A 17863-nucleotide genomic window follows, 5' to 3' on the forward strand; every position below is an offset into this window, starting at 1 on the left:
CTATTAAAAAAAGGTTGCAACAATTTGAGTTTTCTAGCTGATGGTCCTATAATGTACTTAAAAGATAAAGAATAACTGAAAGGGGCTGATTCCGATGGGCTTAACAGTGAAACGCGAAAATGATTTTGGCAGTTTATTTGATAAATTTGCCTCACTTCCCGATGATGTAAAAGAAAACGTTAAACGCGTTGAATCTGCGGAAAAGAAATCTTCAAAGGATGAAAATTCCAAAGATCATAAGTAATGATAACTTCTCATATGTTTCATTCTTCCTTAGTAGAAGAGTGATTGCCATTTACATATACTGTCCGTTACAATATAAAACCCTTTTGATAAATAAAAATAACAGGACTCACCGATTTGGTGGGTTCTGTTATTTTTTTAGGTCAACATAATTTGCATTTATAACTGGACGTGAAGTTTCTCGACCTCTTCCAGTCTCGTATTCTTCCGATTTAGCCACTCTACCGTAGAATCTTACCTCTGTTCCAACGGAGAAACGATTGGCATTATCAGACTTACTATAATCAAAATTCAGTTTAATAGCATTTGATTGATCTTTACCATTTAAAACTACCAACATGTAGCTACTATCACGATTAAAAACAACTTTTTCGACTGTACCATATTGATATATCTTAGTACCTTCATACAATTGTGGATTTTCGTAAAGATTCTGAAATGAGACATAATTATAATCTTTACGCCTGATCACACGATCGAAATTTACAGCATTAGTTGTATTGTATTTCATTGAAATAATTGATCCACCACTAATAAGTGTTATGAGTGAAATTCCCAATACCACTCGCTTAAACATTTAATTCCCCCTGACAAGAAAACTGTATCAGATGATTTTTTCTATTACAACCAAGAAAAAATTATCAAAATCATAAATTGTTACATCAAAAATATAAATTTATCCTGCAGCAATTGTTCTAACTTTGATAACGTCATCGTGATTGGACAGATCTTCTATAACTGTCACATACTTCAAAGTTCGAGGTAACTTTACCTCATAAACATTCGTATATAAATATTCACCGTCGATTTTATTAGCTCTAAAAACCACATTACTTATAGCAATATTTTTATTTTGAAAATAATCTGAAATAAACTTTTTTGTATCAACTTTATTTCGATATTGAATTTCAATGCTTTTTACCGCACTAACTCTAACAATACGTTTCAAAAAAGCAATAACCCCAAAAACAACTATAAAACTTGCAATGGCAATCACATAATCGCCCATACCAACGGCAAGCCCCATACATGCTACTACCCACAGACTTGCTGCAGTAGTTAAACCTTTGATGGAGTGATGTTCAACAATAATAGTCCCAGCACCAAGAAACCCAATTCCACTGACGACTTGAGCTATCAAACGAGCCTCATCAGTTCTAATGATCCCCTTATACTGCGGATATTGTGCGGCTATTCTCAATGCGTTAAACCCTATTTCTTTTTGAATCAAAGCTACAATACAAGCACCTAAACAGACCAGGATATGTGTTCTAATACCAGCTGGTCTATTTTTATGCTCTCTATCCCAACCAATAACACCTGAAATGGCAGTGGCGATGATCAATCTTACTATTATAGTAACTGTACTTAATTGCACAGTAATGCCTCCCCCATAAAAAAAGAGCTTGAAACAATCAGTCTCTGACTCTTATTTAATACTATTCAAAAGAAAATTTGCCCAATATGGAATTGCCTGACTTAATTGTGAATAAGTTCGGTCAAACTTGTGATCATACCAGGGATCTTGAATTTCTTTATTATCAATAAATTCCAATGCTAAATGGATCTTATCTTGATAGACATTAGTCATATTCTTTAAATCAATAATATTTTGATGATCCATTCCAATAATTAAATCTGCTTGAGAAAAATCTAGCTGAGAAATTTTCTGTGATCGATGTTGGATTATTTTTACATGATGTTTTTTTAATTCAGTGACCGCTCCATCATGCATCGGATTACCCATTTCATAATCCTCAGTTGCACGAGATTTAACAGAGATTTTATCAGTTAAATTATGAGCATCAATATACTCACGCATCATCATTTCGGCCATTGGCGAGCGACAAATATTACCCAAACAGACAAAAATAATACTCTTCATTTGTTTTCCCTCGATTAATCTATTAATCCTAAGCGCCGTTTAACGTCTTCCAATTGTTGTTCTAACACCGGATCACGACGACTTAGAATGTCTAAGGTACTTGCCTTTGATGAATCTTCAGAAACCCTTGCTGGTTTTTTAGCAACTGTTTTTGAAGATTCATATTTTCTAACCCAAGCTGCTACTTGCTGGTAAGAGATGTCGTATTTAGTACCTGTCTCTTTATAGCCATAATTATTATTAATTGCATATTTAGCGATTTCAATCTGTTGTTCTTTATTATATTTCATTGTATAACCGAATACTCCTAGTAACTTAGTAAGAAAATTATACCATATCAACAATCATTCTTTGAAATCTACCCCAAAGTGATCATTATAACCAAAAAAAGGCATAAAAAAATGGCAGCTCAGGGAGGAACTACCATTCAGGGTAATAACAGATTATCAGACTGTTATAAACATGAAATTATCAAGGAAGGGGAAACAGGGATTTCCCCTCCAACGAACAATATAGCATAACGTATCTATATATATAAGTATAGATTGTATATATTTGCAATTAGCTTAATTGTTATAATCCTTGAAACCACGCCAGGCCTGTAATGAGAATACATTTTTAATATTTTGCTATATTTTTCTATTTTCAATATTTTGTTGTAAAAAAAAGAAGCTGAATCACTTCAGCTCCTCCAGAAACAGTTATTTGAAGAACTATCCCAATAATTACCTGTTTCTGTAAAGATAATTTGTTGGATCAAAGTCGACTATTTGACACTAAATTATCTGTCACCGAATAGTCGGATTAATCCAGGTATACTATCGGCGTCTATAATTGTATATCACTCCAAGCAGACATGTATACCACAAAAAATTCATAATGTTTCATAGAAATATTAATTTTTTAAAGTAATATTCTCAAAAATGCTAATTAATTTTTGGAATATTGAACCTTTAACTGTACCTCTACGGTAAACGATCATTATATAAAACGACGGCAATTCCAAATTATTAAACTGTAATTCTTGTATTCCAGAAGTTTTACTTATAGCTGTTTCAGTAATAAAACTAATGCCCTTATTTTCCTTAACAAGTTGCAAAAGTAATTTATAGTCACTCGTTTGAAAAATAATTTTCGGCGAAACATTATATTTATCTATAAAATTATTAAAAACTTGTTTATGAACTGATTTTTCATCCAAAATAATGAAATCTTCATTTATTAGATCTGATAACTTCAAATCATCCTTAAAATTTCTATCTTTACTAGCAATTATTTTAAATGCATGGATATCTAAAACTTTATATTCTAACTCCGGATCAACTGGCAATGTGGTTGAGCCTAATAAAGACAAATCTATATCACCATCTTTAAGACGCTCCATTAGTTCTTTAGATCCATCAACAACTGGAATTAAACGATTCAAATAATCAAAGTCTTTTAAATCATCAAAAATTTGAGGAACTAAATAATTAGTAATTATAGGTGGCAATCCCATTTTGATCTTTTTTTGTTTTATCCTACTTAAATCTGCTTTCACTAAGTTGTCTTCACGTAAGATTTTTTCAACATGTTGTAGTAATTGTTGACCTGAAAAAGTAAGCGACAACGAATTAGCATAACTTTTTCTTTCTACTAATTTAGTATCGTATTCTGTCTCTAATCTCTTTATAGCATAAGTGATAGTCGGCTGACTGACATTAAAATAATGTGCTGTTTCAGAAAAACTTTTCATTTCGCTCAATTTTTTAAAATACCTGAAGTCGTTTAAATTCATAGCATTGACCTTACTTATAAATATTTTTTATCAATTATAACATATTTGACTATATTTTTTATAAGGGTTTATAGTAAGCCACGAAAGTTATTTCAGGAGGCAAAAAATGACATATACAGGTTTAGATTTATTAAATAATCCTTTTTTAAATAAAGGAACTGCTTTTACAAAAGAAGAAAGAAAAGCTAACAAAATTGAAGGTTTACTACCTCCCTTCGTTCAAACGCTTGATCAACAAGTTGCCCAAGCATACGAACAATATGGTACAAAACCAACTTCATTAGCAAAACGCATGTATCTAATGGATCTTTTCAATGAAAACCGCACTTTATTCTACAAGTTATTCAGCGAACATGTTTATGACTTCATGCCAGTTGTTTATGACCCAACAATTGCTGACACGATCGAAAATTACAGTCACTTTTTCTTAGATTCACAAAACGCCGCATTCTTATCGATCGATGATCAAGATGAGATTGAAAAGACATTAAAAAATGCTGCTGGTGATAGAGACATCAAGTTGATCGTTGTCACTGACGGTGAAGGAATTCTTGGTATTGGCGATTGGGGACTACAAGGTGTAGATATTTCAGTTGGTAAACTTATGGTATATACAGCTGCTGCCGGTGTTGATCCTAAATCTGTTTTACCAGTTGTTCTTGATGTTGGTACTAACAATAAATCATTATTGGATGATGATTTATATCTTGGTAACCATCACGAACGTGTCACTGGTGAAAAGTATTACAACTTTGTCGACAAGTTTGTTGCTAAGGCTGAAGAACTATTCCCTGACATGTATCTTCACTTTGAGGATTTTGGACGTGATAACGCTGCCAATATTTTAAATAAATATAAGGATCAAATTTTAACATTTAATGACGATATTCAAGGTACTGGTATCATCACTCTTGCTGGTATTTTAGGTGCTTTAAATATTTCAAAAGAGAAATTTACTGACCAAGTTTACATGTCATTTGGTGCTGGTACCGCCGGTGCTGGTATTGCAAAACGTATCTTTGACGCTATGGTTGAAGAAGGTTTATCAGAAGAAGAAGCTAAGAAACATTTCTATCTTGTTGATAAACAAGGTCTATTGTTTGATGATACTGAAGGTTTGACACCAGAACAAAAACCTTTCACAAGAAGTCGTAGTGAATTTGCTAATGCTGACGAACTTACAACACTAGAAGCCGCCGTTAAGGCAGTTCACCCTACAATTCTTGTTGGTACTTCAACACAACCTGGTACCTTTACAGAACCAATCATTAAAGAAATGGCCGCTCACACAGCACGTCCAATTATTTTCCCATTATCAAACCCTACAAAACTTGCTGAAGCTAAGGCTGAAGATTTATTGAAGTGGACTGATGGTAAAGCACTCGTTGCTACTGGTATTCCTGTCGATCCTGTTGAATACAACGGTGTTACTTATAATATCGGACAAGCTAACAATGCCCTTGTTTATCCTGGACTTGGTCTTGGTGCTATGGCTGTTAACGCGAAATTACTTAGTGACGGCATGATCAATAAAGCTGCCCATTCATTGGGTGGAATCGTTGATCCAGAGGAAGCTGGTGCTGCAGTATTACCTCCAGTTTCAAAATTAGATGAATTTAGTATGACAGTTGCTATGGGCGTTGCTCAACAAGCAATTGATGAAAAGCTCACAGATGCAACAGATGCTAAAAAAGCTATCGAAGACATCAAATGGGAACCAAAATATTAATTTTAGGATTTAAGTTATAAGAGAAGGGGATTTTATTTCATGGAAGCATTTATTACCTCACTAGAAAGTGTTGCTGAAATCGTCATCGTTATCGCTCTTGGTTACTGGCTAAGAAGTTCCGGACGTCTTGGTGACGAATTTAAGAGCAATATTTCGTTTATTATTATGAAAATTGCTTTACCAGCTTCAATTTTTGTTTCAGTATTAAAATATTTAACTCGCGACAAGTTAGCCAGTCTATCAGGAGGTTTAGTCTTTGCCTTTGCCAGTTTTGCCTGCAGTTATTTACTAGCCTGGATCCTAACTAAAGTATTCCGTATTAAAAAAGGTCGTCGTGGTACATTCATTAATATGTTTGCCAATGCTAATACTATTTTCATCGGTCTACCACTAAACATGGCTTTGTTTGGAACTAAGAGTTTGCCATACTTCCTTGTTTACTATGTTATGAATACTATTTCAACTTGGGCAATTGGTGTATTCTTCATTTCTAATGATGATCCAACTGTCGAAAAAGGTGCTAAAAAAGAATTCAACTGGAAGAAACTCCTCCCTGCTCCACTAGTTGGTTTCTTAGTATCATTAGTATTCCTACTATTAGCAATTCCTGTTCCAGAATGGATCAACAAGACTTTAGATATGGTCGGTGGAATTGTTACACCAATGTCTCTTATCTATATTGGTATCATTTTGGCCGATGCTGGTCTTAAATCAATTGGTTTTGACCGTGATACAATTCTGGCATTACTTGGAAGATTCGTCTTTGCACCAGCAATTATGATCGGTTTTGTAATGTTAGGTGTTTCAATGGGACACCCAATGCCAAGTCTAGAAAGCAGCACATTGATCATTCAAGCCGCCGCTCCTGGTTTAGCCGTTCTCCCTATCTTGGTTGGTCAATCACATGGTGACGTCGAATATGCAACTAATGTCGTAACAACCTCAACAGTCTTATTCGTAATCGTTGTTCCAATTCTCATGCAGATCGTTAATTTCATATAAATCATTATTTCAACGACAAAAAAGATCACACAATGTGTGATCTTTTTTATTTACTTCCATAAATATATCTTATGTAACTATAAATTTCATTTGGCTTGACACAACTCTTTTTGAGAACCAAACTTCATATTGGATATTCAAATTATGGAGGTATATATTATGACGTTATTAAATACCAGTTTTCGTACAAACTTTTTACATACTTATTTTAAAACAACCGTGGTAATTCCCGACACAGACAAGGCAAATTATAAAGCTGTCTGGCTTTTACACGGATATACTGCCGATGACACTACTTGGATGAGAAATGTTAATATCGAACAACTAGCCGCTAAATATGATATGGCAATTATAATGCCTGAAGGAAGAAATGCTTTTTACACTGATTCTAACTTTATTCCCTACTATAGTTTCTTTGTTAAGGAACTAATGCCAAAGATCCAAGGTATGTTGCCGATCTCTGATAAGCCTGAAGATAACTATATTGCCGGTGTAAGTATGGGTGGATATGGTGCACTAAAAATCGGTTTCTTAAACCCTGAAAAAATCAGTAAAATTGCCGCCATGTCACCTGTTGCTGATATCGAACATTTTCGGAATAATGAAAAAAGCCCAATGCCTTTAAACACTTTTGATACTATTTTCGATTCACCTGAAAAAATTAAAGACAACCAAATTATTAATATTTTTAATCAAGTTCATCCAGATCAAAAAGTTTTACAATTATGCGGTGATGAAGATTTTATGCATGAAGATAATATTGTACTTAAAAAATTTCTAGAAGATAAACTAAATGACAATTACACTTGGCTACCAGTCAAAGGTGATCATTCTTGGACAACTTGGTCTAAAAACATTGATCAAGTGCTGGGCTGGTTAGCTAAGTAAAGTTATGCAAGTGGACTTTGAAATTAAGATTCACTATTATAAGGTCAGTTAATATAATTAATCGAGGTATTGTAAATGACACTGATAAATCTCAGTTATAAAACTGATTACTTACACACATACTTTAAAACTACGGCCGTCATTCCCGATTCTGGAAAAGAATCTTATAAAGCGGTCTGGCTATTGCATGGTTATACTGGGGATGATACTGCTTGGATCAGACATACTAATATCGAAGCTCTAGCAAAGAAACACGACTGGGCCATCATAATGCCTGAAGCAAAAAATGCTTTTTACAGCGACTCTGATTTCATTCCCTACTATACTTTCTTCATCAATGAATATATTCCTAAAATTCAATCACTACTACCTATCTCAAAAGATAAATCTGACAATTATATTGCCGGATCTAGTATGGGCGGATATGGTGCTTTAAAAATTGCATTTAAAAATCCAGATAAATTTAGTAAAGTTGCTGGATTGTCACCAATCGTTGATATTGAAAAGTTTAGAAATAACCCTAAAGCACCGATGGAAAAAAATACTTTCGATACAATTTTTGATAGTCCTAAAAAAATCTCTGACAATCAGTTAGTTAATATTTTTAATCGCGAACATCCACAAATCAAGGCCCTTACTATTTGTGGGGACGATGACTATATGCATGAAGATAATGTCATGTTTAAAAACTTTCTCAGTGTTCATTTAAAAGATAATTTTAAATACATGGCTGTTGAAGGTGATCACTCATGGGTCACTTGGGTAAATAATATTGAAAATGTTATGAATTGGTTTGAAAAATAAGATAGTGTAGAAAATATGTTCAGCTTTTGAGCATAAAAATAAGCCCGGTAATCCGATTGGATTACTGGGCTTTATCTATTTTAAGCGGAAAAATGGTTCTATCCGCAATTACGCTACGTATCTAATAATTGTTAAGTCTTTAATTCAACTTAACTTCGGACTTCTGTTTAAAAATATGAGTTCTGATCCATGGGATAACCCAATAGTCTAAACCAATTTTACCGGCATTGAATCCAGCAAAGATGATAAACATTTCAAAGAAAATATATTCTGGATTAACTGAAACTGTTCCTGCTAGCATGTATGAAAAGTTCATCATCATCGCAAAGAAAGTTGCAGCAGTTGTTAAACAACCAAAAATCAATCCTAATCCAACGAGGAATTCACCCCAAGCAACCATAAAACTTACGGCTCCTGAATTTGGCAATACCATATGTTGGATCATTCCATTAAACCATGGATATAAGACATTACCTTCTGGACCCTTAACTGGGTTCTTAATAACACCCATCAGCATCCCTGAAGCTGAAAATCCGCTAGTTATTTTGCCCCAGCCTGAAATAGCCCATTCAAAGCCAAAGTAAACCCTGATAATTGCTAAAATAATAGAAGCAATTTTATTATTACGTAAAAATTTTACCATTTGTTTCATCTCCCAATTTGATAACAAAATGTATACTACACCTTTGAGTGATTATTCACAAACGTTTTGTTTTAAATATGGAATAATTTTTATAATTAAATGGAATATTACTAAAAATACTTCTATATCTAGATCAGATTAAAGCAAATTTTTAAATTACAGCTGATAATATTAAATTGATCAAGAATAAAACAGATACGATCATGATAACTGGATTAATATCTTCCATTTTCTTTGAGAAGATTTTAACCAATGGATATGAAATAAATCCAAATTGTAATCCCGTTGAAATGCTTCCGGTTAGTGGTATTAAGGTAATAATTAAAAAAGCCGGTATCCAATCATCTAACTCGCGCATATCAATACTCGAAAGTTCTTTCATCATTATGGCACCCGTTATGATAATAACTGGTGAAATTGCAGCTTGTGGTATCAAAGCTATTAGTGGTGCAGCAATTACTGAAATACCAAATAAAATCCCAGTAACTAATGCAGTGATTCCAGAACGCCCCCCGCTTTGAATACCAGAAGCACTCTCGGCAGCCGCAACAGTTGGACTAGTGGACAAACCAGCTGACAAGATTGCCGTAATTGAACTGGCCTGAAATGCCTTTTTGAATTTCTTAGTATCCTCTAATAGTCCTTGAAGTAGTCCCATTGATTCAAAAATTAGAATCATCGACATTGAAAAAATTGCGATAATAAACTTGGCACTAAATAATCCAGAAAAATCAAATTGCAAAAGAGAATGTGAAAATAATCCTATATCACTTAATGAGACCACTGATTTCGCCGAACCAGTTACATTTAGTAACTTTGCAATAACAGTTGTTATAATGATGCCGATCAAAAAATCTCCTGGGATCTTTTTCATCATTAAAAATAAACAGATCAAGATCCCTAGAAAAGCTACCAGAGTTGAAGCATTAGTTATCGAGCCAAAAGATAGTAACGAATGACTTCCGCCAGATTTGATAATCTCGGCCTTCTCCATGCCCAATTCAACCAAAAATAATCCAATACCGACGGTAATCCCCCGCTTCAAATTATCGGGTATATCTTCTGACAAAATTGAACTCAACGGCGTAAATGCGACAACCGCATAGATAATTCCACTAAATAAAGAAACCGTTAACGCCTGCTCCCAAGTCAACCCCATGCTGCCTACCAAGGTATAGGTGAAAAAGGCATTCACACCCATCCCCGGTGTCAGAGTGATGGGACTGTCTCCCCAAAACGCCATGATAATACATCCAATAAACGACGAAATGGCAGTCGCAAAGAAAGTTATTTCAATGGGCATTCCAGCATCTTTTAAAATCATGGGATTAACGATCAAAATATATGAAATTGCAAAAAAACTGGTCACACCTGCAATTATTTCTTTTTTTAAACTGATTCCATTTTTTATATTTTGTAGCAAAAATAATTTCCCCCAAATCAAAAATACATATAAATTTTATACATATTTTAGTATAGCAAAAAGTGCAAACCTTTTTCAGATTTGCACTTTTTTTATGTCTGGAAGATGCCAGTCTCATTTTACCAAACGAATAGTCCGACAAATGCGGCTGATAATAATGAAACTAAAATTCCTGATAGTAACATATAACCAACGTTCTTTGAAATTACATTATTTTTTTCTTTATCAACGATACCTTTAAAGCATCCAATAATCATTCCCAATGTTGAGAAGTTAGCGAATGATGTAATAAAGACGGTTAAGACTGCTTTAAAATGCGGATCAAATTTATTTACAATACTGGTTACTTTACCCATAACGACAAATTCATTGGTTACAAGTTTCGTACCCATATATTGAGCCATTTGGAATGAATCATTACTATTTAATCCTAACAACCAAGCAAAAGGATACATGATGATTCCTAAGATGTGTTCCAAAGTTAACCACGGATTAACTAATTGCAAGATTTTATCAATTAGTGCTGCTAGAGCAACAAAGGCAATAACGTTTGCGGCAATAATCAAAATCAATTTACCGGCTCCAAGAATAGAATCACCTAAAAATGAAAAGAAGGGTTCTTTCTTGCCACTTTCACCTTCACCACTAAGTTTGGCAATTGTGTCTTCTTCTGGTGTGACAGTCACTGGATTTAATAGACTAGTCACAATAATTGCATTAATAATATTAATCGGTATTGCCGTTAAAACAAATCTCCCCGGCATCATTTGAATGTACGCACCGATAATTGAAGCAGTTACACAACTCATTGACATCATAGCCAAGGTAACATTACGTTGTGCTTTCATTTGCTTCAACTGTAAACTCGAAACAGCCAAAGCTTCTGTATTTCCTAAGAACATCATTTCTACTGCAAAGAATGATTCAAACTTAGGTTGTCCAGTAATAAAGGATAACCCTTTACCGATCCATTTAATAATGAATGGTAATACCCCTATATATGTCAAAATATCGAACAATGGAACAATTAGTAAAATTGGTAATAACGCGCTAGTTACAAAGTCCATTTGCTTTACATGAACCCAACTTGGCAATGCAAATTCAATTCCGACATATGCCACTTGAACTAACCAATTAAAACCGTCAGCAGCGCCTGAAACAATCGCACGACCGACCCCAAAACTTGTCAAAAACCATGCCAATACCAAGTTCAATACAACCATGATTGCAATTGACTTCCATTGAATTGCTCTTCTATCTTTAGAGAACAAAAAGCCAATGGCAAGAAAAATAACTAGACCTATAATATTGATTATTAGGTACATACCCATTTTATTAACCCCTTTTTTAATAGATAACTCCAAGAATTTATATAACATCATTATTAACTGAATTAAATCGTCAAATAATATTATATTAAAATAAATATATTAGAGTTTATTCATCTTCCAGACAGATAAGTAATTAAACTTCAAAATTATTTGAAATTTCTTATAATATATCTATTAAACTTATCAATGTAAAGTATTTTTTTATTCAAAAAAAATACAAACACTGTCTTAATAAGATTTAAAGAAAAAATTGGATTAATATTTTTTATGGGTGTAATGCATTGCACATTAATTTTTATCTAATGAATGTTTAATATTAATTTGAAAATATACGTTTACGTTATATTACAGCCATTAATTTAATTAAAAAAGCTAAATAGAGCTAAATCACGAACATTTTAGCCTTTATTATATTTTTCATACATGTTAACCTATTAACTATTATATTTAAGGAAGTGTCAGATTATCACCTATCAAATCGTTTTTGAGGATTTGTTTGATCCTTTAGCGTTGTTTGACAAGGCGGATTTTGCACCCAATGTTATCACGTGTATTTTCCATATACTCGCGTATGAATCGGATTATAAATCGGTCAAGCAAACTGCGACTAGATCTACCTAAGATCAGGCAATCGTTTAATTTGTTTTGTCCGATTTTTTAGTTTCATTGTAATTATTTTGAGGGAGAAAATTATGGAAAATAAAAGTAATCTTTTAGTAGGACCTGATGACAAAGTTGGTATTGTTGAGTCAGGATTTCTAGGCTTGCAACATGTCTTAGCGATGGATATATACGTTCCACCAATAATTTTAGCTGGTATGATGTCCATGGGTTTATCGGATCAAATGGGCTTACTGCAATCTACTTTTCTAGCTGCTGGAATTGGTACCATTTTGCAAACATACTTCTTTATGAAAATGCCAGTATCACAAGGTCCCTCATTCGTACCTTTAGGAGCCGCTGCGGGTGTTGTACTTGCTTCTGGTGGAATTAATAATGGTATGGGAAACTTAGTTGGTGCATTGTTAGTAGGATCGATTATTTTAATAATTATGGGTACCACGGGTATATTTCAAAAAATCATTAGCAAGTTAGTCCCTGCCTTAGTTGGTGGAACCATAATTACTTGTGTAGGATTATCATTGATACCTTCAGCTTTGAACGATAATATTTTTAAAGCATCTGGCAATATAAATAACAATATTATTTTAGCTTCAATAACTGCGCTAACCCTTTTAGTTGCGGTTGGCATTAGTATGCGTTTTCCAAACGTCAGAAGATTCTTTAGAACTGGCTCAATTATTTTAGCATTGGCCGTTGGAACTATTGCTTCAACAATGATGGGCATTTTCGACTGGGAAACAGTTTCAAAAGCGGCATGGTTTAGTCTTCCACAAAGAACTGTCTTTCACTATGGAATTCATTTTTCTGCTTCTGCCATCATAACTTTTATCATTATCTACGCTGTCATTACAACGGAAACCACTGGTACTTGGTTTGCCATGGGAGCTGTTACAAATCACAAAATAAGTAAAAAGCAATGGAATATGGGAATAATCGGTGAAGGATTCAGTTGTCTGATTGCATCATTATTAGGTACGACTCCTGTCACGGGCTATTCAACTAATGCGGGAATTATTTCTATTACCGGAGTTGCCAGTAAACGTGTCTTTTTATTTGCTGGAGTTTGGTTCACTATTTTAGGATTTTTTAGTAAGTTGTCTGCCTTTCTAGCAGCTATCCCAGCACCAGTTATTGGAGGCGTTTTTGCAATTATCTGTGTGACTATTATGTTGAACGGATTAAACGTTATTAGAAGTCTGCACACTACTGATCGTGATATTTACATTATTGGACTACCAATCATTTTGACACTGGCCCTCGTATTACTACCCCAGTCAGTCGTTAAACAAGCACCACAATTATTACAGTACTTGCTAGGCTCTCCAATTGCTATTGCTGCAGTTTCGGCAATCTTATTAAATCTTTTAATGCCAAACGTTAAAGAAGCAATTTCTAAGACTGAAGCAGCTTAAATTATCATCTTCACTAAAAAAAGGGCTAGTAATCATTGATTACTAGTCCTTTTTATTGAAACGCGTGACATAAGACAGAGACCTCCGCTTATCTACAAATATCGAACAATTGAAAGTACACAATTATTCGATATTCTAGGATATGCTCGGTCTCTAACCGCCTTATGTCACGCTCTGTTTTTATTGAATTCGCCTTTTAAAACTCGATCGATCATAAATGAAACGCCATTATCATTATTTGTTTTAGTGATCTTCCACGATTCTTTTTTTAATAAATCAATGGCATTACCCATGGCAACACCATAACCAACATTTTTAATCATTTCTAAATCATTTCCGTAATCACCAAAACACATAAAATCAGTAACTGGAATATTTTCAAGTTCAGATATTTGCTGTAACGCAGAAAGTTTGGAGACATCTAAAGCATTGATCTCAAAAGAATCTTTACTTGCGCGACTAATTGTTACTTCTAAAGACGTCAAAGACTCTAATTTTTTATTTAATTCAGGTAGGCGTTCAGGTGGTGTATTGAAACAAACTTTATATATTTTAAAATCATCACTCTCATTCACTTCTCGAAGCTTTTTAAAATTTTCAGCTAAAAAATGATGGTCATCTATTTCATTAAATTCAGGCAAAGGGTAATCATCTGGATAATAAATATATGAACTATTCAATCCATCTAAAACAACTTTAAAATTACTAAATTCCATTTTATTAAAGATTGCTTCAACGATCTCTTTATCGATTGGATTATCTGCAATTTTATTGCCTTTGGGATCAACAATTACCGCACCGTTCAAAACGACCTGATATCCATCAACTTTAAGATCTTTTGAAAAATAATCGTTAACTGAATACAAAGTTCTTCCTGAACAAACGGCAAATTTAATACCTGTATCTACTGCTTTTTTGATGATACTAATATTTTCACTTGATATTTCACAATTACTATTTAACAAAGTACCATCCAAATCAGTTCCTATAAACTTAATCATTCAGTGACCCCTTACATAATTTACTTACATTGTGGAACTTTAAAAATTAACTAGTCGCTTCAAATCGGAAATGAAATTAGGATATGAGACATCGATCGCCTCAATATTTTTAATTTGGAATGGAGTTGTAGTTAAATTAGAAGCTATCACAAGCATCATTGCGATTCGGTGATCTTTATGACTATCTACGTCATCTTTAACTTTGATCTGCTGATTTCCTTCTATCACGATCGAGTCAGCATTTATTTGCATAATAATTCCTAACTTAGCTAGTTCGGTCCGCATAATTCTAACTCGTTCACTATTTTGAAGATAGACATCTTGTACTTCTTCAATAATAGTTCTTCCGGTTGCTTGTGAAGCAATCAAAGCAATCAGAGGTATTTCATCTATAATCGTTGGAACTTGTTCAGCAGTTATAGTAGTTCCATGAAGCGATTGAGTACCGACTGTTAAATCGCCATATGGTTCAATATTATCTACACGATTACTAATATCTATTTTTCCACCCATTTGCTTGATAACATCTAAAAGTCCGATCCTAGTAGGATTTAATCCAACTTTTCTTAAGGTGATTTGACTGTCCTTTGATAACATTGCTCCGACCAGATAAAACGATGCCGATGAAAAATCACCAGGAATATTAAGACTCTTTCCCTTTAATTTTGTTTTTTTAGGATCAATTGTAATTATTTTAGAGTTCATATCAATTCCCGCTCCAAAATAGTTAGCCAAAACTTCAGTATGATCTCTCGTAGGTATCTTACGAATAATCGTAGTTTTAGACTTGGCATATAGTCCAGCCAAAATTAAACTGCTTTTGATTTGTGCACTTGAGATCTCTTGCTGATAAGTTATCCCATTTAATTCGGTACTTCCTAATATCTTTAAAGGTAAAGCCTCATCTGACACTTGGTTATACTGTACCCCCATTTGATGTAAGAACGATAAGGTACTACTTTGAGGACGATTTTTTAAGAATTCTCCTCCATCAATAATATATTCCTGTGGTACAGATGCTAAAACACCTAGTAATAAACTTTCTAGTTCACCTACATTATGTATCTCTAAAGGTTTGTCAGTTGGCTTAAATTGATGATTTGTTCCTTTTATGACCATACTCTTAGTGCTAGGTTCAGAATGAATTTTCGCACCTAATTCTTTAAAAGTTCGGGCCGTTGTTGCCAAATCTTCAGAGAAAGAAAAGTTACTAAGCTGAGTTACTCCCTTTGCTAAAGAACCAAACATAATAGCTCGGTGAGCAATACTCTTATCTCCAGGAACAGTTATTTCACCATTTAGTGAATATTTTTTAGGTTGCGTATTAAAGTTAAACATTTTACCAACTTTTCAAGGAAACTAAGTCCTTTCCTTTCTTATTAATTTGATTTATCAAAATACTTATTAACTCTAAACTAACCAATTTCCTTCTATAAAACAAATTTTTAGCACTTTTATAAAATAAAAAAACATCACAACTAATGATTCTAGTCGTGATGTTGTCATTATTGGAAATTAAAAATTGTACAAAATGCCAAAAAGATACACGTGAAGACAATGAAAATCAATAATAATTTCCAAATATATTTAAACCAAGTAACAATACCAACATGACCTAGTGCTAGCGATCCCATAACAATTGCTGACGTCGGAGTAATGAGATTTACTAAACCTGAAGCAATTTGATATGCGGTTACCACAGTCGATCCTGGAACACCAGAGAATCTACCAATAGGTCCGATAATACCCATTGTTGAAACGGCTAAACCAGAACTTGAAGGAATCAAGAATGACATAGGAATATAAAAAATGTATGTCAAGATAATGAAAACAGACGATGACAATCCGTGTAGACCAACTTCACCGGCGTGAAGGATAGTTGCTGAAATATAGCCATTATTCATAATAACTTGAATACCACGAGCAATAGCCACGATCATTGCTACTTCAACGAAGTCTCTCACACCACCCATAAATGCATCAATAAAGTCTGCTTCCTTCATTTGATAAATAGCCTTGATAACAAGTGACGCAAAGAAAATCAAAGTAGTGATCTCAACAAAGCCCCATGTTCCAAAAGGAACCATATCACGTCCAACAAAAGAGCCAATAAATGGCATACTATTCAGCCATTTTAGAAAATCTGCAAAAAATGTCCATTTAGGATTTAATGTAGCCCAAGGAACAAGACCGATGATCATAATTACAAAGGTCATTATAAAAGCAAACAAAACCCACTTTTGTCTCTTGGTTAATTCAGTGACCTCAACATCGCTTGATGAAACAAATTCGTCAAGATCCTTCTTGTAACGTTCGTAAACTAACGATTGATCTGGTTTATTTTTTACTTTTGCGGCATAACGCATGACATAAATAATACCGATTATTAAAGATAATATTAAAAATACGACCCGAGGCAAAATTCCTTGTCCTAACGAAATATGGATCGTATCAGATGCTACACCTGTCGCAAATGGGTTAACTGTTGAACCCATACATCCAATTTGAGATCCGATCAAAGTGATCGAAATAGCCGTAATAGTATCATACCCAACGCTCAACATAATAGGAATAACAATTGGGACAAAGGCAATAGTTTCCTCGCCCATACCAAAAACCGTCCCGCCTAAAGCAAATAACGTCATTAAAAATGGAATTAAATATTTTTCTCTACCTTTATACTTTTTAGCCGCAGAGCCAATTCCGTCTGCAAAAGTATTAGTTCTATTAACAACTCCTAAAACACCACCAATAACCAAAATATAAAGTGATACGGGAATTGCTCCATCAGTTGTTTTTGTTCCGATCATTCCGTTTATGGGAGCTTCAAAAATGTCCCATAGTCCTTGAGGACTGCTACTTCGGCTTCGGTAAGTCCCGGCAATAACATTGCCCGCCTTAGTAGTAGCATATTCTCCAGCTGGAATGATCCAGGTTAAAATTGCTACAAGAATTATTAGGATAAACAATATGGTAAATGCCGAAGGCATATGCCATTTACTTTTTGTTTCCTGCATAAACTATCTCCCCTTATCTTGTAGAATGATACTAAGGATACGTTTATTTCTTACAAATTACAATATCAAATTAGAATTTTTTTA

General features: G+C 33.9%; 17 protein-coding genes. 6 read left to right on the forward strand and 11 right to left on the reverse strand.

Translation table 11 applies throughout. The features are described from left to right. Window positions 1–94: 94 nt before the first annotated feature. Window positions 95–244, forward strand: a complete 150-nt coding sequence (locus EKM77_RS10940; RefSeq protein ID WP_164507689.1) for an SPJ_0845 family protein — start codon at window positions 95–97, stop codon at window positions 242–244. A 129-nt stretch (window positions 245–373) separates the two neighbouring features. On the opposite strand, the gene EKM77_RS02100 is transcribed toward EKM77_RS10940, so the two are convergent. From EKM77_RS02100 to EKM77_RS02120, 5 genes are all read right to left on the reverse strand, one after another. Next, window positions 374–820, reverse strand: a complete 447-nt coding sequence (locus EKM77_RS02100) for a hypothetical protein (RefSeq protein ID WP_125592153.1) — start codon at window positions 818–820, stop codon at window positions 374–376. A gap of 99 nt (window positions 821–919) precedes the next feature. Beyond that, entirely contained in the window at window positions 920–1627 is a 708-nt protein-coding gene (locus EKM77_RS02105; protein ID WP_125592155.1) for an MgtC/SapB family protein, read from the reverse strand. Between the two features lie 45 nt (window positions 1628–1672). Beyond that, window positions 1673–2128 carry a low molecular weight protein-tyrosine-phosphatase gene (locus EKM77_RS02110; protein ID WP_125592157.1) on the reverse strand — a complete coding sequence of 152 codons (456 nt, stop codon included), beginning with the start codon at window positions 2126–2128 and terminating at the stop codon, window positions 1673–1675. Window positions 2129–2142: 14 nt separating this feature from the next. Next, entirely contained in the window at window positions 2143–2418 is a 276-nt protein-coding gene (locus tag EKM77_RS02115; protein WP_125592159.1) for a helix-turn-helix domain-containing protein, read from the reverse strand. 605 nt (window positions 2419–3023) lie between these two features. After that, a complete protein-coding gene (locus EKM77_RS02120; RefSeq protein ID WP_125592161.1) occupies window positions 3024–3905 on the reverse strand; it encodes a LysR family transcriptional regulator in 882 nt (293 codons plus the stop codon). A 106-nt stretch (window positions 3906–4011) separates the two neighbouring features. On the opposite strand from EKM77_RS02120, the gene EKM77_RS02125 reads away from it, so the two are divergent. From EKM77_RS02125 to EKM77_RS02140, 4 genes are all read left to right on the forward strand, one after another. After that, window positions 4012–5634, forward strand: coding sequence for a malolactic enzyme (locus EKM77_RS02125; RefSeq protein WP_125592163.1), 1623 nt, complete (start codon window positions 4012–4014; stop codon window positions 5632–5634). A 39-nt stretch (window positions 5635–5673) separates the two neighbouring features. Then, window positions 5674–6636 carry an AEC family transporter gene (locus EKM77_RS02130; protein WP_125592164.1) on the forward strand — a complete coding sequence of 321 codons (963 nt, stop codon included), beginning with the start codon at window positions 5674–5676 and terminating at the stop codon, window positions 6634–6636. Window positions 6637–6795: 159 nt separating this feature from the next. Beyond that, entirely contained in the window at window positions 6796–7524 is a 729-nt protein-coding gene (locus EKM77_RS02135; RefSeq protein ID WP_125592166.1) for an alpha/beta hydrolase, read from the forward strand. 75 nt (window positions 7525–7599) lie between these two features. After that, entirely contained in the window at window positions 7600–8328 is a 729-nt protein-coding gene (locus tag EKM77_RS02140; protein WP_125592168.1) for an alpha/beta hydrolase, read from the forward strand. A gap of 139 nt (window positions 8329–8467) precedes the next feature. Here EKM77_RS02140 and EKM77_RS02145 read toward each other — a convergent pair whose 3' ends face one another. The 3 genes from EKM77_RS02145 to EKM77_RS02155 all read right to left on the reverse strand — a co-directional run bounded on the left by EKM77_RS02145 (window position 8468) and on the right by EKM77_RS02155 (window position 11719). Next, entirely contained in the window at window positions 8468–8971 is a 504-nt protein-coding gene (locus EKM77_RS02145) for a DoxX family protein (RefSeq protein ID WP_125592170.1), read from the reverse strand. A gap of 151 nt (window positions 8972–9122) precedes the next feature. Next, the gene (locus EKM77_RS02150) at window positions 9123–10394 is read right to left on the reverse strand and encodes an NCS2 family permease (RefSeq protein WP_164507690.1); all 1272 of its coding nucleotides are present in this window, start codon (window positions 10392–10394) and stop codon (window positions 9123–9125) included. Window positions 10395–10513: 119 nt separating this feature from the next. Further along, on the reverse strand, window positions 10514–11719 hold the full coding sequence (locus EKM77_RS02155) for a NupC/NupG family nucleoside CNT transporter (RefSeq protein ID WP_125592709.1): 1206 nt from the start codon (window positions 11717–11719) through the stop codon (window positions 10514–10516). 698 nt (window positions 11720–12417) lie between these two features. Between EKM77_RS02155 and EKM77_RS02160 the strand changes: the two genes are divergently transcribed. Then, on the forward strand, window positions 12418–13761 hold the full coding sequence (locus tag EKM77_RS02160; protein WP_125592172.1) for a uracil-xanthine permease family protein: 1344 nt from the start codon (window positions 12418–12420) through the stop codon (window positions 13759–13761). Window positions 13762–13928: 167 nt separating this feature from the next. Here the strand turns inward: EKM77_RS02160 and EKM77_RS02165 are convergent, their stop codons facing one another. From EKM77_RS02165 to EKM77_RS02175, 3 genes are all read right to left on the reverse strand, one after another. Then, window positions 13929–14762: a Cof-type HAD-IIB family hydrolase gene (locus EKM77_RS02165; RefSeq protein ID WP_125592174.1), complete on the reverse strand. Its 834-nt coding sequence runs from the start codon at window positions 14760–14762 to the stop codon at window positions 13929–13931. 39 nt (window positions 14763–14801) lie between these two features. Beyond that, the gene (aroA, locus tag EKM77_RS02170) at window positions 14802–16100 is read right to left on the reverse strand and encodes a 3-phosphoshikimate 1-carboxyvinyltransferase (protein WP_125592176.1); all 1299 of its coding nucleotides are present in this window, start codon (window positions 16098–16100) and stop codon (window positions 14802–14804) included. Window positions 16101–16267: 167 nt separating this feature from the next. Next, window positions 16268–17779 carry a YfcC family protein gene (locus EKM77_RS02175; RefSeq protein WP_125592178.1) on the reverse strand — a complete coding sequence of 504 codons (1512 nt, stop codon included), beginning with the start codon at window positions 17777–17779 and terminating at the stop codon, window positions 16268–16270. Window positions 17780–17863: the final 84 nt, after the last annotated feature.

Origin of the sequence: Companilactobacillus baiquanensis (genome assembly GCF_003946605.1) — a bacterium.
GTDB classification, from domain to species: Bacteria; Bacillota; Bacilli; order Lactobacillales; family Lactobacillaceae; genus Companilactobacillus; species Companilactobacillus baiquanensis.